This is a genomic window from Agromyces sp. H66 (genome assembly GCF_004959775.1).
GTDB lineage: Bacteria > Actinomycetota > Actinomycetes > Actinomycetales > Microbacteriaceae > Agromyces.
In genome coordinates, this window is the sequence record NZ_SJZG01000013.1 from 12,210 (window position 1) to 32,864 (window position 20,655).

The window sequence follows — 20,655 nt, forward strand, 5'->3', positions numbered from 1 at the left end:
GAGCAGGTTCTCGACCCGGCACACTGACGCCCCGCGGCATCCGCTGCGTTTCCCGTCATCCCGTGCCGTCGAGGCCCGGGGTGATTTCCTGTCTGCGCGCGACGGGAGCCCTCGGGCTCCGCGATCATCACGCAACGCAAGCAGACAGGAAAGGACCATGGAGAAGCTCTCCTCACGGCTCGTCTCGTGGGCGAGCCTGATCGACGAGAAGACCGTCGAGCAGGCCCGCACGTCGTCGACGATGCCGTTCATCTACCCGCACCTCGCGCTGATGCCCGACGCGCACCTGGGGCTCGGCGCCACGGTGGGGTCGGTGATCCCGACGCTCGGCGCGATCATGCCGGCGGCCGTCGGCGTCGACATCGGCTGCGGCATGATCGCCGTGAAGACGCAGTTCGCGGCATCCGACCTGCCGGGCGACCGGCGCACGGTGCGCGAGCAGATCGAGCGGGCCATCCCGCTGTCGGCCGGCAAGGCGAACCGCAAGATCGTCGCGACTGCCGAGCCACGGGTGGCCGAACTCGAGGCCCTCGCCGAGGCGAAGGGATTCGACCCGGCGCGGCACGCGGGCAACTGGCGCGAGCAGCTCGGATCGCTCGGCAGCGGCAACCACTTCATCGAGGTGTCGCTCGACGAGACGGATGCGGTGTGGCTGTTCCTGCATCGGGGAGCCGGGGCGTGGGCAACAAGATCGCCCAGCACCACATCACGGTCGCGCAGGGGCTCGCCCGCAAGTGGTGGATCGACCTGCCCGACAAGGATCTCGCGTACCTCGTCGAGGGCACGCCCGAGTTCACGCGCTACATCGCCGAACTGCGGTGGGGGCAGCACTTCGCGCTGCTCAACCGCGAGGAGATGATGGGCCGGGTCATCCGGCAGGTGTCGGAGTGGGTCGGCGAGCCGGTGCAGGAGCGGGAGCGGATCAACTGCCACCACAACTTCACCGAGAGCGAGGTGCACTTCGGCAAGCGGGTGTGGGTGTCGCGGAAGGGTGCGATCCAGGCCGACGCGGGTCGGCCGGGGCTCATCCCGGGTTCGATGGGCACGGCGTCGTACGTGGTCGAGGGGCTGGGGCATCCGATGTCGCTGAACTCGTCACCGCACGGCGCGGGACGGTCGTACTCGCGGTCTGCGGCTCGGCGGGAGTTCACGCACGAGCAGCTGCGGGAGGCGATGTCGGGGATCGAGTTCCGCGACACCGACGCGTTCGTCGACGAGATTCCGCAGGCCTACAAGCCGATCGACCGGGTGATGGCGGATGCCGCGTCGCTCGTGTCGGTGCGGCACACGCTGCGGCAGATCGTGAACGTGAAGGGCGATTGATCTGCGGCGGTAGGGGGAGCAGGGGGTGACGGATGTCGCGGCCCCGCTCGGCTCGGAAGCGGGCGGGCGCGGGTCGCGGCATCCGCTGGTTCGCCGTGCTTGCTCGGCGTGCCGGGTTCAGGACGCTCGTCCGATCGTGGGGCCTCCTCACGCGGCCGGCCGCGCTGCGGGCACACGGGCCACCGCACGTCCGCCCGAGACGTCCGCCCGAGACATCCGCCCGGCACGTCCGCCCGAGACGTCCGCCCGAGACATCCGCCGCCTCCCTGACCGCCGACGTCGGACAGCGTGCTCGCGAAGCCGTCGGCGGACATGGACCGGCTCGCTGTCCGTCGGCGTCGACGCGGGCGGGGATGCATCGTGCGGACCCGAAACGGGCGTGGCGCGGAGGCGTTCAGCGACCCTCGCTCGACGACGTGAACTGCTCCTGCCCGAGCACCCGAAGCAGCGCGAGCTTGTCGGCCGCTTCGGTGCGGGGGGCGGCGGTGAGGATCAGCAGCGCCTGGGACTGGTCTTCGGTGATCAGCGCCTGGCAGTCGAACTCGATTTCGCCGACCTCGGGGTGGATCAGGATCTTGTGGTCTTCGAAGCGCCGAGCGACCTCGTGCCGCTCCCACAACTCGGCGAACTCGGCGCTCTCCTTGAGCAGCGCACGCACCAGTCGGCCGGCGCGCGACGACGGCCCGCCCAGGCCATAGACGACGCGGAGGCCCGCAACGTGAGCGCGGCCCTGCCGAGGCTGGTCGGCGACCGGGTACACGGCCCGCTCGGAGGCATCCGTGAACCATCGATAGATACCCGACCTTGCCATGCCCGTGAAGCGGGTGTGATCGCCGAAGAGGGCAGCGGCCAGCCGGTTCTGCACGAGCGTTTCGCCCAGGCTCGACAGCACGAGCGCGGGGGTGTCGTCGAGTCGGTCGAATACGCGTTGCAGTGCCGGGGCGACGTGCGTGTCGAGCGGCGTGCGATTCGGGGCGTTGTGGCCGCTGATGAGGTAGAGGTGGTCGCGCTCGTCGGTCGAGAGGCGGAGCGCCCTGGCGAGCGCGGCGAGCATCTGCTCCGACGGTTGGGGTCCTCGCCCCTGTTCGAGGCGGGTGTAGTAATCGGCAGACATGCCGGCGAGCTCGGCCACCTCGGTGCGGCGCAATCCGGCGACGCGCCTGCGAGCCCCCGGACGCAGACCGACGTCTTCGGGCCGTAGGTTCTCGCGCCGGTGGCGGAGGAAGTCGGCGAGCTGTTCGCGGTCCATGGCTTCCATCATGCGCCGTGTGGGCGGCCGGAGGGAGGGATCGGGAAACCTACGACAACCGCGTCTCTCGTGTCGCAGCGCGCTTGGGCGCAGCGTCGTGGTGACCCCGTCGAACGGGAGTCGTCTCACGACAGCCATCGAAGGCAACCATCGAACGGCAGCCGTCTCACGGCAGCCATCGAAGGCAACCCTCGAATACCGAAAAGGACAACACCATGCGAATCTCCGGCAACACCATCTTCATCGCCGGCGGCACGTCCGGCATCGGCCTCGCGCTCGCGCAGCGCCTGCAGAACGCCGGCAACACCGTCGTGATCGGCGGCCGGCGCACCGACGTGCTCGACCGCCTCGCCGCAGAGCACGGCTTCGGCGCCGCCACGATCGACATCAGCGACCCCGCTTCGGTGGTGAGCGCACGCGACGCGGTGCTCGCCGCCCACCCCGACCTGAACGTGCTCATCGCGATGGCCGGAATCATGGTCGCCGAGGACGTCACGAAGGCCGACTTCCTCGAGGTCGCCGAGCGCACCATCGACACCAACGTGCTCGGGCCGGTGCGCCTCATCTCCGCGTTCTCCGAGCACCTGCAGGCCCGGCCGGATGCCACGATCGTGACGGTCTCGTCAGGACTGGCCCACACGCCCCTGCGGCTCACCCCGAGCTACAACGCCTCGAAGGCGTTCATCCACCAGTTCACCGAGAGCATCCGCCTGCAGTTCGCCGGCACTTCCGTGCAGGTCATCGAGCTCGTCCCGCCCGCTCTTCGCACCGAGCTCATGCCGGGCCAATCGCAGGTGGAGGCGTTCCTCCCGCTCGACGACTACGTCGACGAGACCATGTCGCTCCTGGCCAGCCGGCCCGCCGCGACCGAGATCCTCGTCGAGCGAGTCAAGCCGCTGCGCTTCTCCGAGGTGAACGGCGCCTACGAGCAGGCCATCGCGATGGTGAACTCGCATTGACGGATGCCTCAGGCTCGACGTCATGGCCTCGCGCGTGAGCAGGGTGACGGAGCGTTCCTCGTGTCTGGTTGGCGTGCCGATCCGCTCAGGTCGAACTCGCCTCAAGCCGGGGCGGCGGCTGACTCCTCCCTGACGATCATGTCGGGAGTGTCTCGCGCTGATATCGCCCGAATCGCTGCACATCGAGCACTCGTCGGCGAGACGGTGCGGCCGTGTCGATCCGGCCGCTTCTCGTTCGACGCATGGGTAGAAGCATCCGTCGAGGCATCGGCCTCACGAAGCATCCGCGCATCCACTCACGCGAACTCGAAGGAGCAGGCCAATGTCAACACCCCGGGCCTTCCGGCCGCTGCGCAACCCCGCATACCGGTGGCTGGCGGCGGCGCTCGTGGCGTCGCTCGTCGGCGCCGGCATCTGGATGGTCGCGCTGGTCTGGCAGATCGTCGCGATCGGCGGCGGTGCGGCCGAGCTCTCGGTGGTCGCCGGCGCGACGGCGGTCGGGATGCTGCTCACGACGCTGCTCGGCGGGGCGCTCGCCGACCGGATTCCGCAGCGACGCATCCTGGTCGTCGTGGAGGTCGTGCGCGCGGCGAGCGTCGGCATCGTCGCGATGCTCTCGTTGACCGGCGGCCTGGCGGTGTGGCAACTGTCCGCGGTGGCGTTCGTCGGTGGCGTGATGGCCGGGCTGTACTACCCGGCGTACTCGGCGCTGCTGCCGAGCGTGCTGCCTGAGGACCAGCTCATGGCCGCGAACGGCTTCGAGGGCATGGCCCGGCCGGTGCTCATGCAGGCGGGCGGTCCGGCGCTCGCGAGCGCACTCATCGCGATCTCGTCGCCGGGGGCGGCGCTCGCCGTGACCGCCCTGACCGGTGTCGTGGCGGCCGTGTGCCTGCTGAAGGTGCCCGACGTGCCGCTGCGCGGCGAGCGCGCGGAGTCGGTCGAGCAGGCCGGCAGCACGCGGCATCCGGCCGTCGCCCTGCTCGTCGACGTGCGCGACGGCTTCGGCTACATGGTGCGCACGCCGTGGCTGCTCGGTACGCTCACGTTCGCGTCGCTGCTGATCCTGCTCATCATGGGGCCGTTCGAGGTGCTCGTGCCGTTCGTGATCAAGGACGTCGCGGGCGGCGGACCCGGGGAGCACGCGCTGATCCTGGCGGCGTTCGGCATCGGCGGTGCGGCCGGGTCGATGGCGGTGGCTTCACTCCGGATGCCGCGGCGGTACCTGACCGTGATGAACCTGCTCTGGGGGTTCGGATGCCTCCCCCTCGCGGCGTTCGGACTGACCGACCAGATCTGGCTGATGGTTCTTGCCGCCTTCCTGGTGGGTGCGGCGTTCAACGGCGGCGTCGTGATCTGGGGCACGCTCCTGCAGCGCCGGGTCCCTGCGGAGATGCTCGGCCGCGTCTCGAGCTTGGACTTCTTCGTCTCGCTCGCGTTCATGCCCGCGTCGATGGCGTTCGCCGGGCCGGCGGGGGAGTCGCTGGGACTGCCGGTCGTGTTCCTCATCGCGGGCGTGGTGCCGCTGGTGATCGGGGTCGTCGCGATCGTGGCGGCGCGGATGCGGCGCGATGAGCTCGCGCACCCGCTCGACACGGGCGAGGAATCGACGCCTGTTGCCGCAGTCGCCGAGGACGACGGCGAAGAGCGGACTCGAACCGCCGGAGAGCTCGTACCAACCATCGCCTGACGTGGTCGCGATCGGCCGGACGGCGAGCGCCGCCCGGCCGATCCGCCTCGCTTCAGGCGCCCGTCGACCGCCGGTCGGTCGCTCGCCGGAGACGGTCCACATCGAGGCCGAGCAGCTCGAACGTCTCCCGAAGTGGGGCGGCGGCATCCGGATTCGTCGCTCCCAGGCAGTCGGCCACGCGAAGGCCCTCGTTGCTCACTTCGGTCAGCGATGCCATCAGCGAGGCGGCGGCCGACGCCGGGAGGTTGATCGTTCCCTCCGACTCCGACGCATCGGTCACTTCGCCGACCTCGACCACGTAGAGCAGTGCATTTCCGAGCATCGCGCGCTCGCCGGCGCACGGGCCCGCTCCGGCGTCCATCGCGACGTCGAAGACCTCCGACGCGACGCCGGCGCTTCGCAGATACGCGTCGACCTCTCCATCCGATGCCATGATCCGCATGATCTCGGGGTAGTCGGCGTCCGTGATCTCGATCGTCGGTTCGAGCTGGGATGCTCCATCAGCCATCTCGATCGCCCCTTCGGTAAGAGAACTCAGCCCAGCGGTCCGGAATCTACTCCGGGCTCCCGTGTGCGGCAACGGGCCGTCGGCGGGGTTTGTGAAGCTATACGGCGAAGGCTGATTCACCAATAACTTCGCCGGACGGTTCCAAGCCGCCTTATGACTTCGGTCGCGCCCGCATCGCGCCCTCGTCGTCAGCGCGCTCGGAGGGCTGCCTCGATGTCATCGAGCAACGCAGGAGCGTGCTCGCTGACCGTGCTCCAGAGTCGAGCATTGTCGAGGCCCGCGCAGTTGTGTGCGGCGACATTGCGAGTTGCGCGCAGCCCATCGCGCGCGAGTTCCGGGAGGGCGGCCGCGATGGCATCCGGCAGCTCGCGGGCGACGAAATCGGCGAGGTGGATGACCGCGAGCATCCCGATGTCGTAGCTGTCGGATCCCGACGCGACGAACGCCTCGCGACCGTCGCGCGACACGCGCTCGAATCGCGAGCGAAGGCGCGCGACCTCTTCGAGCAGGCGTTCGATTCGGCGCTGGTGGTCCGAGGCATCCGCTCGTGGTCGAGCCCGGAAGCCACGCGGTGCGGGTTCCTCGCTCACAGCGGAACCGCTTCGCGACGGATGACGCGGACGATCTCGTCGTCGGGGTCGTCGACGACCGCGTCAACGGGGAAGCCGAGGATGCTCGCGACCTCCTCGCGGAAGGCCGCGAGCGTGAGGAAGTCGACCTCATCAACGGCGTCGACCAAGAGATCGACATCACTGCGCTCGGTGTCGGTGCCGCGGGCAGCGGAACCGAACACCCGGATGTTGCTCACGCCATACCGCGGCCCCAGCGCGCGAATGCGCGATGCGAAGAGCTCGAGGGGGATCGATGGGCGCAGTCTCGCGGCGCGGAGGATCCGGGAGAGGAGCTCGCTGCTCGGCTCCCGGGCGCCAGACTCGATGGCGGCGAGGTTCGGTTGCTTCAGCCCGGCGCGGGCGGCAAGGTCTCGCTGGGACATGCCGGCGTCCTCGCGAGCGCGTCGAACGAGCGCGGCGGCGGACTCCTCGCTTGCGCTCATGACGAGAGTATATCGTGCTGATATCGCCGACGAGGAAGCCTCATCCCGCCTTACAGCGGCATCGCCTCGAACCGGCGAGTTCACGAATCCGTGCCTTCGTAGCCTCCATCGTTACGGCTGAGTTTGTCGATTGCAACGAGCAGTTCATCGGCCAGGATCGAAACTGATTGCGAAACGAAGTCGGGGTCACCGACTCCTTCCTCGGCACGGCCAGCCATCGCCGACCCGGTTGCTTTCGCACCTGCCGCGAAATGCTCGCGGAGATACTCAATCGCTTGAGCGGTCGCGGCACTGCTCATGTCGTCGGAGACGAGCTCGACAAACTTCGCGGCGATCGTGCCAGTATCGCTTGCCACCAGAATCCGGTAGATATCGTGAGCATCCTTGTCATGCAGTCGGCGTGGAGCGGTAGCGGCACGTTCGCCCAACTTGTGCAGCTTCGCGACGAGTAGGGCAGCCAGGCCGGCTACTCGCACTCGGTACACGCGCTTGTCGTTGGTGTCGAGCGCAGCGACTTCGAGTCGGTCATTGTCGATCAGCGCCGCTTCCAGGCCGCTCGCCCGTCTGGTTGCTCGGCGGCTGTGCGGGGGGATTCGAGCCCCACGCGCGCTTGCTCTGCCCGGACCAGCGAGTGCTTCGGGGACCATGAGGTCAACGGGGATTCCAGCGGAGTTCATCCACTCTCCCGGATTCCCCGACACAGGGTTCGGGTAGAAGTGGGCACTCCGCATTGCCTCCTCAACCTTCGGATCATCACTGAGCGCACGTGGGTCGATCGCAAGGTCACTATCCTTTGTCGCCTCCGCGAGCGCAACCAGCGAGGACTTCGTGCGGAGGTAGATGGCCTGGGCGCCGATGACGATGACGGCGTCTCGATGTGCCTCCAGCGCGTCGAGCGCATCAAGGAGGGCGGAGCGTGCTGCGACAAGCAGGTCCTCGTGAGCCAGTGGGCTATCGGCGCCAATCGTGTTCATTGCGTGACATCCATCCGAGCAACTCCTCTGCTTCCCCCGGGTTACGGCCAGGGCCGGTCATCAGGTCAACCGCGACCTGCGATGCCGCGGCAATTCTCACTCCATCCCAGAGTTGACTTCGCTCAAAGACGACGTCGTATTTGGGTTGGGCCAGTACGATGTTCGCCCCGCTCTCTGCTGGACGAAGGCCCCACTTCTCTACGGCGAGCGACACTGACTCTGTGTAGATCATTGCCGAGCGGGGCGGCGCCCAGGGCGCCCAGCGCGCGGCTGCTACGGTGCTCGTCACCGCGTAACGCAAATCAGGTGTTTCTCGAGCACGAGCGAGCACGCTGTCGATTCCCCTTGGTGCAATCCATTTGGTCGTCAGATTCGTCAGTGCGAAGCTGTAGTCGACACTCCACCGCCTTAGGATCTGCAGCCAATCCCGGGCAATCACGCGCCCGTCTGCTCGTTCGACAAGTCCTTCCTCTTCCAGAAAGTCGACTACTCGATAGGTCGCACCCGTCGACGCGCGGGAAACCTCCACGAGCTGTCGCATGGACCATTCACGGTCGAAATCGACGAGCGCGCGAACAACTTTCGCCGCTGGCTCGCCCTTGAGCGTGCCCTTCGGGCGCCCTGGACCACGCCAAGGATCGCTATCCGCCCCCCTGTCGAAGACGAATAGGCCAGGCCATGAGAGGGAAACACGAATGTTGCCCGTGGCGTCTGCCCATGAGAGTCCGGCATTCGTCAGTCGCTCACGAACTGTTCCAGGAAGATAGCGGGCCATGACGATCAGGTGAGGGCGGATCGGTCGATCTGAAGAACTGACTCGATCGGTGAATGCGGCGACATCGCGACTCTCAACGATTCGCTTGGCCTCGACGGGGATAGTGGCGGCTGCGCCGCTTGGTGAACGGATGGTCAGTACTGCGTCGTTGCGTCCGCGCAACTCGGCGCGTGGGGACGAGAGTTCGCCTGACCATTCCGGAGGTAGCGCCTTGATCACCCTGCGAGCGGCCTCACGCATGACCTCGGCCTCGCTCATCGGCTCCACGATGCTTGGCATGATCGCCCCCCATCCGTTCGGAAAATATGCTACCTCGTTACGCGCCCGACAATGGCGTTTTCCCGAACACACTCGCAAGAGTACCGGCAAGGAGAGCGGTTGGGGGTGTCCATGTTCGGGAAAACTAAGAATTCCGCCCCCGGCGGACTATGTGGAATACGCGAACGCAGCGGGTTGCGGCACAGCGACGAGCTCCTCCCACAGCCGGGGCGTCAGCGATCGACCGAGATCACGGCCAGAACGTGGCGGAGTAAATCGCCATCGCGGCGAACGGCAGCGCGGCGATGCCGAGCGTCACCCACAGCACGCGGCGCCGTCGCGCCCGCTCGATGTCGCGTCGCAGTCGGTCGAACGCGTCGTGATCGACGGCCTCGGTCTCCGGCATCCGCTTCCACGTCGCGGGCTGAGCGGCGAGCGACGCGAGCTGCTGCACCTGCTCGGCCGTCAGCGTGACCGGATGCCGCTGCAGCCAACCGACGAGCTCGAAGTCTCGCAGCACAGCAACAGTGTACGGGCGCTCGCGCACGGTCATACGTCGTGCACCGACGATCGCGATGATCGGCGTGACGTCGACGAGCATCCGCGCGCTGACCGAGAGCAGCTTCGACGTGCGCTTCCCCTCATACGCGGCGTTGCGCAGGTGGTCGGTACGTTGCCCGTTCACGAGGATGCGCTTCGCGCCCACCCACACGTTCTGCCCGCGATGGTGCTTCGTGTTGATCGTGAACACCCCGCCCGGCCCGATCACGACATGGTCGAGGTCGCTCGCGCCGCTGCCGACCGGCACGGAGTGCAGCACGTACCATTCAGGCCCGAGCCCGGCGAGCCGGCGCGCGACCTCGAGCTCTCCGAGTGCGCCGACGTACCACGGCTCGGCCTCGCGGCCGAGTGGCGAGACGCCGAAGAAGCGCTGCACGGCGGTGTTCGAAGGTACGGTCGCCTGCACGCGCAGGCATTCGGCGATGACGGATGTCGCGGGCTGGCGCAGCCCAAGAGAGGGGCTGACGGTGTGCTCGTTCAGGGCGTCACTTCCCGGGTCGATGGTGTGGGTCTCCGATACTGCCAATGGACCTGGCGCCGGTGAGAGTCCCCGAACGCGGGGTTGACGGATCTGCACGAACCGCAGGATGCCCGCTCGTCGAGAAGGTACCTACTGACCTCGTTCGCCGTCGAGCAGGCGCTCCACAGCGGACTTGAGGAGCGGGATGTCGTTTCGAGCGGTGGCCATCACGATCGCGTGTGACGTGTCGAAGTACCGATGCGCGAGCTGATCACGCATCTGGGCGATGTCGCCCCACGGGATGTCGGGCTCGGGCGCGGTGACGGACGGATCGAGATCTTTGACGGCCTCCCCGATCTCGATGAGTCGGATGCGAATCGCATCGAACACGATGCCGTCGTCGTCGGTTCGTGTCGCGTAGTCCTCGATGATCCTGCACGCGATGAGGATGTCTCCGAGCCGGGCTCGCGACGACCGGCTCACACCGGCCTCGCCTCGCGAAGCACGCTGTCGACGACGTCGGCCTTCAGACTCGAAGCCGGCACGACATCGACCGGCGCGTCCAGGATGCGCTCCGCGGCGCTGCGCATCTGGCCGAGGCCGAACATGCCGACGCCGTCGCCAACGTCGACGAGGAGATCGACGTCGCTCGTCGCTGTTTCGTCACCCCGGGCGACACTGCCGAACACGCGCACATTCGTGGCGCCCAAGTCGCCGAGTGCGGCCAGCAGCTCCTCGCGGTTCGCGTTGAGACGCGCACGCAGCGGGCGCACGCCGGGGCGACTCGGCGCCGGGCGCCCGCCCGACAGTCGTTCCGCCGTCGCCGTCACGCCGGCACTCAGTTCCGCGTGGTGCGAATCGATGAACTCCCGCACCGCCGCGCTGACGATGTCCTTCTTCGTCCGGCCCAGCAGGTGCGCTGCATCGGAGACGAGGCGATCGGTCGCCGGGTCGATCTTGATCGGGGTGAATGTCGCCATCATTGCTCCTTGGTACCAGAATACCATCTGGTACCTTGGTGATCCCGCAAGAGCACGGGACCTCCGCATGAACGGCGTCTCAGAGGATCCGTTCGAGCACCTCAGTGCCGCGCGTCCGCTCGACGCGGACCACGAGACCCCCGAGATCGGTGACTCCACCACGCACGGTCAGCTCGGCGACGTCGTGTCCCTTTGCGCGGGGCTCGGCCCGCTCGGGGTGCGGGTAGCCGCTGATCGACCTGAAGGTTCGGATGCCGCGCCGTGCCTTGCTGTGGCGCTGAGCGAAGCCCGAGTTGATCGCACAAAGCTCGATGGCGAACTCGTAACGTTCCACCAGGCGCGCGGTGTCAAGGGTGATCACGGTGTGCGCCTCGTTCCGGTAGGAGCGTGCACCGAGCAGATCGAGCAGGCGGCGTTGCTGCAGGAAGAAGAACACCCGCGAGTTCAGCTCCCCGTACCAATCGACGGGCGTCATTCCGTCCAACGCCTCAGCCAAAGACTGTTCGTGGATCGGCTTCTGATCCCGGATCACGGCGGTGCCATGAATCGGATGCTCCAACACGTGCGACTCCTCACGGCGCTCTGCGAGCAGGCGGGCGCGATGAGCGGGCTCCAGGTCCCAGCGGTCCACGAGCGCGGCCGACGAGAGCAGGCCATGCCGTTCGATCGACGGCCAGCTGCCATCGGCGGCCATGTGGAACACCTGAGGATAGAGACGGATGAGGTCGGCGGTTCGCATCGTTACCTGCCCGCCCGGTGACCAAACTCGCGACGGACGTCGGCGGACTGGTCGGCATCGAGTAACCAGCGCGTCTCGTGCCGAGAGGCCAGCACGCCGTACTTCGAGCGCAGGTAGTTGCGAATGGTCACCGGCCGCACGTCGAGTTCACGTGCGAGTTCGTTGGGTGTCACGGGCTGGGCGGTCATGATCGAGAGCGTAGCGAGACGCGGCGAGGTCTGGGGTTGGTGCCGTAGAACGACACAACGTCAGCGAGAGCAGGTGAAGACCGTGCAGATCGCTCGCCTCGGTCTCTAGGCTTGATGCGTCGGGCAATCATGCGAACTGGCGTTGCAATTTGCTCCAGGCGTTGCGGAACGACTCGGTGACATCGACGCCTGCTGAACGGGCACGGGAGCCGCTGAGTCGGAGCTCTGCCCGGTAGGCCTGCGACAGCTCAGCGATCTCCGCCGCCGAGATCTCGCGTGCCCAGTCGATCGCGTAGGTAGCGCGATCGAATCGAATGCAGATCGCGACATCGAAGTCCAACGAAGCGAACGTGTACCGGCGAAGGTCGCCCGCAGGTAGCTCGCGCACCTTGACTTGAATGCGGCGCGAGCGGCCGTCGATGAGATCTATGTCCTTCGCAGACGGAGATTCGAGCTCACCGCCGTACACGTCGAGCGCCAGCCGTTCGCCAATCTCGCCAATGAAGTTGTCGGTCCGCGCGATCCCGCGACGCCGCAGCTCGCTGGTGAGCGCCTTCACCTGCGCGAGAAGCTCCGCTCGCTGAGCAAGCACGGCCTGAAGCGGGGCTTCAGAGATATCCATCGCGACAGCGTAGCGTCGGTGACCTCGACGGCCGTCACCATCACGCCCCTCCCGCACCGCCCCGCAGCATCCGTTCGTCGCTCCATCGGGAAATGGTTTCGGATCATGTTGGCAACTCGACCGAGTCCGAAAAGAGGACGCCATTTTCTAACTTTGCGGCGGCTGTCGGCCAGCCGCTTACATAGACACCTCTCACACGGCATCCTTACCCCAGGAGGTTTGGTCGTGATAAATGAGGATGACTTGCCTCGGTGGCAAGCGAAGCTTGAGCAGATCGATGCGGCGGTCGAGGGCGACCGAGAAGTCCTGAATGCGTGGGCCGCAGAGGATGCACACCGAGCAGACCGAGACGGCGAATTACGCGCAATAGTCGACGCGTTCCAGCGTGATGGAGACCTCGTCGAGTTTCGCAAAGAAGTCGACGAGTGGCGGCACAGACCTGGACCGTACACCTCATTCGGTGGTTTCGGCCAAATGTGGCTCAATCAGGTCGCGAAGTACACGCCCGAAGGCGACACTGACACCATCCGGGTCCTACAGAGTGCATTGACAACGCCGCAAAGCATCGCCGAGTCCATCGACAAGATCAATGCGGTCGCGAGAGTGACGGAGAAGCTCACGTCGAAGGGCTACCCGCAAGTGGGCCGGATCCCTTACGTACTCTCGTTGTTCTGGGCTACCGATCGGGCAACGCCGCCGTGGCCAGTGATGTGGACGAGCGCTCCTCAGATGATGTCCGAACTTGGCTGGTTGCGTCCTTGGAGCAACCAGGAGCGTTGGCCCGAGTATGTCGAAGCCGCGCGCACCTTGAGCCCCGACAGGATCACCCGGTTCGACCGGCTCTTGTGGTACCTGTCCGAACACAAGTTCGTCGGCCTCAACCCAACGCTTGCGAGCATGTGTGCTGAGGCCGCTGAGCTCATGGCGAGGTACACGCGCGGCGTGGGGTATGCCGACGATCCCATCGCGACTCGTGCCGAAGGGTTGGCATTTCAGCTCAAAGGAGAACTTGGGCTTGCAGCCGAAGGGCTAGTCGAGGCGCTGAGCGCTCGAGTGGACCGCGCGCTCAAGGCGCAGCCCATAGACGCTCGCATCGAGTTCAGCAAGACGGGAGCGTACCGCGCGGACGCATACACAGTCTGGGCCGAGAGCGACGTGAGTCGCGCGCCGAGCTTCAGGCTTTGGGCTACGCGCTCGGGCGTCGCGGTCGGTGTCCACGCGTATGGGGAGAATGAAGCAGACGCAACTGCGATCGCCGAGCGTGTGCTATCGACGGTGCCTGAGGGCATGACGTTCTTCCACCTTCAGCCGCACCTGACTGGCGACCGCCTTACGCCGATCACGGGCTACCGCTCGGGACAGGTGTTCGTCGGTCGGTGGTGGACGTGGGACGAAGCCCCGCAAGGTATCAGCCTGCGTGAAGCTGTCCTCGACGTCGCAGAAGCTCTCGTTCCGGTCTTTGATGCGGTCGCCCCTCGTGCCGACAGGCAGGTGACGATCACACCGATCTCTGGCGCCTCCGTGAACGACGAACTCACCACCCTCGCGGAGCGATTCCGTGCGGAGTGGCCGTACCCCAACGAGAAGGATTCTTGGCATAAGGATGAGCGGGCGAAGCTCGCGGAGATGCTCAGCGCCGACAATCTGGTCGTTTTCGATCTGGACGTTTTCCGCCTGCTGATCAACACCTCTCGCTATGGCGGTCCAGGACCACAATCAGTGCTGAACGCGAGCCTCCGCGTAATGGACTCGATCGCGCTTGACGCGTTTGCGCGCAAGGTCCACGACATCCTCTGGGACCCTGAGCCCGTGGCCAAGAGGATCGACCGGGCGCTCGACTGGGAGGATCTCGGCACCAAGGGTCTTGGCGAGTCGGTGGTGCTGAAGATGCTTGCCATCGTTGACCCAGACCGGTTCCTTCCGGTGTTCCCGCTGACCGGCCCCCATGGCAAGATCGCGATGCTACGTCGGCTGGGGCTTCCCGAGCCGGACAAGACGTTGTCCCGGGGCGAGCAACACCTCGCGGCAAACGACACCCTGCGGGCCAGACTCGAACCGCTGTTTCCGAATGAACCCTGGGGTCAGACTCAGTTTGCCTACTGGCTTCTTGGGAACGACGTTGACGATTCAGGAACCGAAATAGACCTTCTCGGCCGGACGGCTGCGGAGCTGTTCGTACCGCAATCCTTCCTGGAGGAGATCAGGGAGCTGATCCTCGAGAAGGGGCAGGTGGTCTTCTACGGCCCGCCCGGAACCGGCAAGACCTACGTCGCCGACAAGTTCGCCGCTGCAATTCAGCCAGACCCGGATCGTCGGATGCTCGTGCAGTTCCACCCGTCGACGTCGTACGAGGACTTCTTTGAAGGCTACCGGCCACGAACCGACGAGGCCGGTCAGATGTCGTACGAACTGCGCAAAGGGCCTCTAGCCCTGATGGCTGAGAAGGCCGAAGCTGCACCTGGCCAGCCGCACGTGCTGATCATCGACGAATTGAACCGGGCAAACCTCCCGCGCGTGTTCGGCGAGCTTCTGTACCTGCTCGAATACCGGCGCAAGTGGGTCCGGACCGCCTATCGAGCTGACGAGCCGTTTGAGCTGCCAGCGAATCTCTACTTCATCGGAACGATGAACACGGCCGACCGCTCGATCGCCATGATTGACGCTGCCTTGCGGCGGCGGTTCCATTTCATGCCATTCGTACCCAACGAAGGGCCTCTGTCGGGGTTGTTGCGCCGCTGGCTGAAGGAGAACGAAGAACCGGCGTGGATCGCCTCGCTCGTCGACGGGGTCAATGAGGAGCTCAGGGTGCTTCTCCGTGGCAGCCACCTGCTGATCGGCCACTCGCACTTCATGCCAGATGGCGCAGGCAAGGGCAAGCCGACTGTCCTCGAAGACACGCGCCTGAGGCGCGTGTGGAACTACGGCGTCTACCCGATGATCGAGGACCAGCTTTACGGCAAGCCCGAGAGGCTCGCTGAGTTCACCTGGGAATCAGTGCTCCATCGGTACGGACCAGGTTCAACTGCGGCGGCAGAGGAGCAGGAAGCTCTCAACGCCGACTTGGAATCCGATGACGCTTAGGACCGTCTCACTGGCCGAGTACGGTGCGTCCCCGCCCGTACAACTCGGCGGGCGAGACCTGACGCTTCTTGAGAACGTTCCGCAGGATCGACTCTGGGTTGTGCCGACGACAGAGCCGGGATGGTTCACGGTTCGCGCGTCGTCGTGGGTTGGCACCGTCGACCTGGACACGATCAGGGTCAGGATCGTGCCGAAGGTCGATGACTTGCAGAACGTTTTGATGATGTTTGCGGCAGTCGCTGGACTGGCGGACTGGTCCTCACGTGCTGCGGACTACGCCAGCGCCGACCTCGTCGAAGGTACCGCCGAACTCGTGCTCCGCGAGATCGATCAGGCGACTAGGAGGGGGCTTATCCACGGGTACCAGACGCGCGAGGATCGCCAGCCCGTTCTCCGAGGTCGACTCCTGATGTCGGAGCTTGTCGCCCGGCCTTGGGATTCGTGGCCGGCTCCATGCCGGTATGACGAGTTCACGGCGAACGTGCCCGAGAACCGCGTCCTTCGTGCGGCTGTCAAGGTGATCCGGCAGTGGTCCGTTCCTCCTGACGTACGCCGTCTCAGCGCTGATCTGATGGTTCGCTTCGAGGAGGTATCCGACTCCGACCTTCCGCTACTGGAGGCCGAGTTCATCCGGGCGGGCCCGCTCAACGAGCACTACAAGTCGGCGCTGGCTCTCGCGGCCATCGTGATTGAAGGGGTTGGGCTCGCGCACAGGCCGGGAGATTTCGAAGCTACCTCCTTCCTCGTCGATATGAACAAGCTGTACGAGCGCTGGATCGGAGCCGAGTTAGCGGCGCGCTTGCATCCGGCGCTGCAAGTGGTCGAGCAGGAGGGGATAGCACTCAGCCAGCGTCCCACGGTCTCGATGCAGCCCGACCTACTGTTCCGGACGCGCGGGCGAGACGTTCTTGTCGGGGACGTGAAGTACAAGCTGACAGGATCGGGGATAGCTCACAACCCGGACTACTACCAGCTCCTTGCCTACGCGACGGCACTCGGGCTGCCTCGTGGCATCCTCGTGTACTGCAAGGCTGACGGCGCCCCGCCCCGCCAAGTGACGGTGATTGGCGGCGGACAGGAGCTTGTGTGCTACCCATTGGGGCTCGGAGGCGACTGGTCGGACGTCCGATTGCGGCTGGATTCTCTCGCGACCTATGCCGCCGCACTCACTGACGCCTCCACTTGATGTTGCGTATCGGTGACGCCCTGTCTGGTTCGGCAGTGAGGAGCTCCAGGAGGTTCACCGAAGGAACGGAGGTGCAGTTCGCGATGGGCCACGGCCCGCGACACTACCCGCCTTGCACAGGTCGCATCAAGGAACGTCTCGAGCGGATCCGGTTCGCGACCCAGACCGCTACCAGGAGTTGATCGAGGCGCAAGCAGCCGCGGCCGCCCCATACGAACGCGTCCTTGTCGAGGTTGCCGTCCATCCTGGACACCTCGGACTTGGTGTCGGCGCCGAGCCCCTGGACCAGGTTTTCCATCTTCCAGGTGGATACGCCGTGGACGTGCTCTCGATATCGCGACGGCGAACGGGGTCTGATCGACCTCGGCGGCGTCGTTCCAGCCATGGCAGGAGGAACGGCTCGCTTCACAGCTTTGGCAGCGGCAGCTGAAGCTGCCTGGCGATCGTGGTTACGACCTGGGCCAGGTGCCCTTGCACTGCGCGGTGCGTGACTCGGTGCGCCAATGAGCGCCCCCGAGACATTGATCGGCACTCACTAACCATCACCGATGGCTAGCGACGTCTACGACGAGGACCCAACTGGGAAGCCCATCGCGGCGGCCGCCACCCAGAGCATTATGCGATGGCTCGTCGCTCGGGCAGATCCACCGACGCCGCTCGTGGGCAGAACCACCCGACTCGGCTCGTAGGTGGATCCATAGGTGGATCGGCGGGTTGGCCACACCGTGACCCTCGGCGGACCGATAGTCTTGATCCACGGCCAGACAGATGCACTCGCTGATGTCGGTGGGGGTGGCGAAACTCCTATCGACCAGCGCTGCTGCGAAGCTGGGGTTGCGGAGGGGTGAATGTCAATCGTTGAGAGCCCGATACCGGGACGCTCTGCCAAGGAATCCACAGTGAGCGACATCAAGAGGTCGCTCGACGAGCGAGAAGACGCGGAGCGGTCGCAGTGGCAAGCAGCTCGGCAAGTCGCGCACCTTGTCCTCGAGATCGCCGCACGTCGGGACATCACCGTGAGCCCGCTGATGCTCAAGCGATTGGTAGTAAAGAATGCCAATGTATCGCCTGGTACAGCGCAACTAGTGCTCGATCAACTTGAGTCAGATGGGGTCATTCATTATGACCTAAAGGCCGGCCGCATGTCCTTACGATGAGACAATGACGCCGACATCTTCGAAGAAAGTACATCGTGGTGCACAGCGTCGTGTTGAGAAAACACAGCCCGAGGACGGCGAGTTTCGGTCGCCCTTCGAGATTGACGCCGACCGCGTGCTCTATGCCCCAGAATTTCGACGGCTGTCCGGCGTGACTCAGGTCATCTCGCCGCAGGATGATTACGTATTCCACGACCGGCTAACTCATAGCCTCAAGGTCGCGCAGGTGGCTGAACGGCTCGCTCAACTCCTTGCTGAGAAATTCGCAAAGCTGAAGGGAATCTCTCGGGAAGAGGTCGAGAATTCCTACCTTAACCCCAAGGTCTGTTATGTAGCAGGGCTGTGCCATGATATCGGTCACCCACCTTTTGGGCACGCGGCGGAAAGTGAACTGCAATCCTTACTGCGCAGTGCCGTGGGATTTCCGGGCGTCGGGAAGCGCCCTATCTTGCCTGATAGTTTCGAGGGTAATGCGCAGTCGTTTCGGATTGTTTCTCGGCTCAGCTTCCGGAAGGCGGAGCATCGTGAACCTGGTATGGCCTCAGAAGAGGGACTCAATCTGACGTTCCGCTCGCTCGCCGCCATCTCTAAGTACCCGTGGATGCATGGCGAGAACCCTCAGAATCCGAAAACCTCTCAAAAGTGGGGATTCTATTCCACTGAGAAGTGGTACTACGACGAGCTAGTTTCAGCAAGATTGTTTCACAACGCGGCCGGGTCCGAAGGCGCGGAGCGGGAGCCCGGTCGGAGGTCTGTCGAAGCGGAGATCATGGACTGGGCAGATGACATCGCCTACGCGGTCCACGATCTCGAGGACTTCTATAAGTCCGGTCGCATTCCTCTTCATAGGCTGCGGTACTCGGGTAGCGTCGACACCACCCCGTCGGAATCCGTGATCCAGCGGGAATTGCAGGCGGGCGATGGCACCCTGAAGCCGTCGGACGCGGTCTTGATGGCGGACGACGAGCTGAGCGACGATGACGGCGCAGAGCGCCGCAACCTAGACTCAGGCGAAAGAGTGGAGACTCCGTCGCCGGATACTGCGCCGATTCTGGCGGAAGCGCCCCCGGATTCGCTCTTTCGAGACTTGGACTGGAACGAGCTCCTGCCATTCGCCGCCGAAAAGATCAACCGACTATCGGACGAGACCAAGCTCAGCTTTACGGTGGACGAACTGTGGGATCTCGTTCGAGAGACAGTTGTGAGCAACTTCCCGACGGCTCCCTTCAATGGTTCACGCTCCTCGCATGCCGAAATCCAATCATTCGCCTCAGCGATGATCCGCCAGCTGCAAGATGCTTGTGAAGTGGTGGGTCTCTCGCCCGAAACGCTTCACCTTAAGGTCGATCCTATTGGAAGAATCGTGGCGGAGTTCCTCAAATCCATTACCAAGTTCTACGTTATCAACGACGCGAACCTGGAAGCCGTGCAGCGCGGGCAGCGGCGCGTTATTCGGGATATTTATGAGAACCTGTTCGCGATGGCGCTGGGTATCTATACCCCTAGTCGTAGCGTGAACAACAGGCGGCTGCCGCCGCGCCTAGTGGAGTACCTGGACAAGACGTTCTCGGACGGCTCTGCGGACAATTACGGAGGGAAAGAGGCGGCCGTGGCGAGGGCGATTGTCGACTTCATCTGCACGCTGACGGACAAGCAAGCAGCCCTGCTTCACCAGCGGTTGACGGGGGACGCGGTCCGGCCGCTCTCCCAGTACTGGCTGTCTATCTAGTGTTTCGGCATGCGTCTCAGAAGAAGGTCTAGATGCTAGGCGTTTGACCAGAGCTCGTCATTATCGTTGGTGCCTGGTTTCCATCTCGCGTATGGATGGCGTGCCAGTTCCTCGTTGTTGTATTTTTCCTGACTCGAGACTTCCTCGATAGCCCATGTTGGTTGCTGGACGCTCCGCGATTCCGTGCCTTCAATCTCAGCAATCACGAGACCCTCGTTATCGCCGCGAAATACGTCGATGTCCCAGGCTTCGAGGTCGTAGACCTGATACCGTCGCTTCGTCACGATCATGGACGCTCGTTCAACGATGGCTCGGGCAACATCGAAGTCTGACAACGCAGACTCAACCTCGAATCGCTCGTCGCCTATTCGTGGCCCTTTAATGGCAAAGGTCGCATCGATGTCACGCGTGTTACCGTCGTTCTCCTCGGATTGAATCAGGCGAACCCTCGCTGCGTAGCCATCCTCTGTCCACAGATATGCCTGCGTGATCAAGACATGAGGACAGCCCCTAACAATCGAGGAGTCTGCGACCAGGAAACGTCGTTCGCGTTCGTATTTGTGCGTGGATCCGCCGTCATCGTGCAGCGCCATCTGGTGTCGGATGCTTAGTCCCCCACCCGGCAAATGGGTGCGCGCTCAAGTAACTGTTCTTGAACCGTGGATCGAATGTGACCTCATCTCCGACCCATCCCGGAAGATCTGGCAGGTCAAATTCTCCAGGCCCTTCCACTTCGAGCATGAGCAGCCCCGAATTGCCTCCTTCAAATTCGTCAACAGTCCATGTTAGCGAATCGGCAGCCTCGGAACTCAGGTAGTGGCGCCGTTTGAGTACGGTCCCCGAAGAGAGATGCTCGAGCAATGCTTCTGCGTCCGCGAGTGAAATGGCCGCTTCGACCTCCACTCGTGCGATGCCAATCATGTGCTGGCTCTTGACCGTCAAGGTGCCTCTTCCGTCGGCTATGCGGACGCGGATGGTCGCGCGATCGTTGATCGCGAGATAGCCCTGGCCAATCGCTTCGGATCGGACAACTTTGGCGCGCCACTCATCGCTCGCCACGAGGTACTTTCGCTCAAACTCTTCGCTCACTGGGGCTCCAATCAGGGGCGGCCTGTGCCGATCGTACCGATAGGCTGCGGGCTGCGGCCCGGTGCTGTTTCAACCC

The 20,655-nt window shown here is 64.7% G+C and carries 20 protein-coding genes and 1 pseudogene; 7 read left to right on the top strand and 14 right to left on the bottom strand.

From position 1 onward, the window contains the following. Window positions 1-157 precede the first annotated feature (157 nt). A pseudogene (locus tag EZM51_RS17475) lies at window positions 158-1,323 on the top strand (RtcB family protein). 394 nt (window positions 1,324-1,717) lie between these two features. On the opposite strand, the gene EZM51_RS17480 reads toward EZM51_RS17475, so the two are convergent. Continuing rightward, window positions 1,718-2,572: a helix-turn-helix transcriptional regulator gene (locus EZM51_RS17480; RefSeq protein ID WP_136709597.1), complete on the bottom strand. Its 855-nt coding sequence runs from the start codon at window positions 2,570-2,572 to the stop codon at window positions 1,718-1,720. 215 nt (window positions 2,573-2,787) lie between these two features. Here EZM51_RS17480 and EZM51_RS17485 point away from each other — a divergent pair, with 215 nt between their 5' ends. Together EZM51_RS17485 and EZM51_RS17490 are read left to right on the top strand one after the other, a co-directional pair. Continuing rightward, window positions 2,788-3,531, top strand: coding sequence for an SDR family NAD(P)-dependent oxidoreductase (locus EZM51_RS17485; protein ID WP_136709598.1), 744 nt, complete (start codon window positions 2,788-2,790; stop codon window positions 3,529-3,531). Between the two features lie 322 nt (window positions 3,532-3,853). Next, window positions 3,854-5,218, top strand: a complete 1,365-nt coding sequence (locus tag EZM51_RS17490; protein ID WP_136709599.1) for an MFS transporter — start codon at window positions 3,854-3,856, stop codon at window positions 5,216-5,218. Window positions 5,219-5,270: 52 nt separating this feature from the next. On the opposite strand, the gene EZM51_RS17495 is transcribed toward EZM51_RS17490, so the two are convergent. The 11 genes from EZM51_RS17495 to EZM51_RS17545 all read right to left on the bottom strand — a co-directional run bounded on the left by EZM51_RS17495 (window position 5,271) and on the right by EZM51_RS17545 (window position 12,337). Next, window positions 5,271-5,726, bottom strand: a complete 456-nt coding sequence (locus EZM51_RS17495; protein ID WP_136709600.1) for a hypothetical protein — start codon at window positions 5,724-5,726, stop codon at window positions 5,271-5,273. Between the two features lie 188 nt (window positions 5,727-5,914). Next, window positions 5,915-6,316: a hypothetical protein gene (locus EZM51_RS17500; protein WP_136709601.1), complete on the bottom strand. Its 402-nt coding sequence runs from the start codon at window positions 6,314-6,316 to the stop codon at window positions 5,915-5,917. Beyond that, a complete protein-coding gene (locus tag EZM51_RS17505) occupies window positions 6,313-6,780 on the bottom strand; it encodes an XRE family transcriptional regulator (protein ID WP_136709602.1) in 468 nt (155 codons plus the stop codon). The genes EZM51_RS17500 and EZM51_RS17505 overlap by 4 nt, the downstream gene beginning before the upstream one ends. An 80-nt stretch (window positions 6,781-6,860) precedes the next feature. Further along, the gene (locus tag EZM51_RS17510; protein WP_136709603.1) at window positions 6,861-7,754 is read right to left on the bottom strand and encodes a hypothetical protein; all 894 of its coding nucleotides are present in this window, start codon (window positions 7,752-7,754) and stop codon (window positions 6,861-6,863) included. Further along, window positions 7,732-8,808 (bottom strand): hypothetical protein, encoded by a 1,077-nt coding sequence (locus EZM51_RS17515; protein ID WP_211195967.1) that lies wholly within the window; start codon window positions 8,806-8,808, stop codon window positions 7,732-7,734. Before EZM51_RS17515 ends, EZM51_RS17510 begins: the two co-directional genes overlap by 23 nt. Window positions 8,809-9,037: 229 nt before the next feature. Then, a complete protein-coding gene (locus EZM51_RS17520; protein WP_169053966.1) occupies window positions 9,038-9,874 on the bottom strand; it encodes a nuclease-related domain-containing protein in 837 nt (278 codons plus the stop codon). A gap of 84 nt (window positions 9,875-9,958) precedes the next feature. Beyond that, a complete protein-coding gene (locus tag EZM51_RS17525) occupies window positions 9,959-10,291 on the bottom strand; it encodes a HepT-like ribonuclease domain-containing protein (protein ID WP_136709605.1) in 333 nt (110 codons plus the stop codon). After that, window positions 10,288-10,788, bottom strand: coding sequence for a nucleotidyltransferase domain-containing protein (locus EZM51_RS20880; protein WP_211195968.1), 501 nt, complete (start codon window positions 10,786-10,788; stop codon window positions 10,288-10,290). Before EZM51_RS20880 ends, EZM51_RS17525 begins: the two co-directional genes overlap by 4 nt. Window positions 10,789-10,867: 79 nt before the next feature. After that, complete coding sequence (locus EZM51_RS17535; RefSeq protein ID WP_136709606.1) at window positions 10,868-11,527, bottom strand: hypothetical protein; 660 nt, start codon at window positions 11,525-11,527, stop codon at window positions 10,868-10,870. A gap of 2 nt (window positions 11,528-11,529) precedes the next feature. Then, window positions 11,530-11,715 carry a hypothetical protein gene (locus EZM51_RS17540; protein WP_136709607.1) on the bottom strand — a complete coding sequence of 62 codons (186 nt, stop codon included), beginning with the start codon at window positions 11,713-11,715 and terminating at the stop codon, window positions 11,530-11,532. 127 nt (window positions 11,716-11,842) lie between these two features. Then, complete coding sequence (locus EZM51_RS17545) at window positions 11,843-12,337, bottom strand: hypothetical protein (RefSeq protein WP_136709608.1); 495 nt, start codon at window positions 12,335-12,337, stop codon at window positions 11,843-11,845. A 225-nt stretch (window positions 12,338-12,562) separates the two neighbouring features. On the opposite strand from EZM51_RS17545, the gene EZM51_RS17550 reads away from it, so the two are divergent. From EZM51_RS17550 to dgt, 4 genes are all read left to right on the top strand, one after another. After that, window positions 12,563-15,418, top strand: coding sequence for an AAA family ATPase (locus tag EZM51_RS17550; protein ID WP_169053967.1), 2,856 nt, complete (start codon window positions 12,563-12,565; stop codon window positions 15,416-15,418). Beyond that, on the top strand, window positions 15,408-16,604 hold the full coding sequence (locus EZM51_RS17555; protein ID WP_136709610.1) for a hypothetical protein: 1,197 nt from the start codon (window positions 15,408-15,410) through the stop codon (window positions 16,602-16,604). Before EZM51_RS17550 ends, EZM51_RS17555 begins: the two co-directional genes overlap by 11 nt. Before the next feature lie 899 nt (window positions 16,605-17,503). Next, the gene (locus EZM51_RS17560; protein ID WP_136709611.1) at window positions 17,504-17,761 is read left to right on the top strand and encodes a hypothetical protein; all 258 of its coding nucleotides are present in this window, start codon (window positions 17,504-17,506) and stop codon (window positions 17,759-17,761) included. Window positions 17,762-17,765: 4 nt separating this feature from the next. Then, window positions 17,766-19,490 carry a dGTP triphosphohydrolase gene (gene dgt / locus EZM51_RS17565; protein ID WP_136709612.1) on the top strand — a complete coding sequence of 575 codons (1,725 nt, stop codon included), beginning with the start codon at window positions 17,766-17,768 and terminating at the stop codon, window positions 19,488-19,490. 35 nt (window positions 19,491-19,525) lie between these two features. On the opposite strand, the gene EZM51_RS17570 is transcribed toward dgt, so the two are convergent. Together EZM51_RS17570 and EZM51_RS17575 are read right to left on the bottom strand one after the other, a co-directional pair. After that, window positions 19,526-20,083, bottom strand: coding sequence for a hypothetical protein (locus tag EZM51_RS17570; protein ID WP_136709613.1), 558 nt, complete (start codon window positions 20,081-20,083; stop codon window positions 19,526-19,528). Continuing rightward, entirely contained in the window at window positions 20,067-20,579 is a 513-nt protein-coding gene (locus tag EZM51_RS17575) for a CYTH domain-containing protein (RefSeq protein ID WP_169053968.1), read from the bottom strand. The genes EZM51_RS17570 and EZM51_RS17575 overlap by 17 nt, the downstream gene beginning before the upstream one ends. Between the last annotated feature and the right edge of the window lie 76 nt (window positions 20,580-20,655).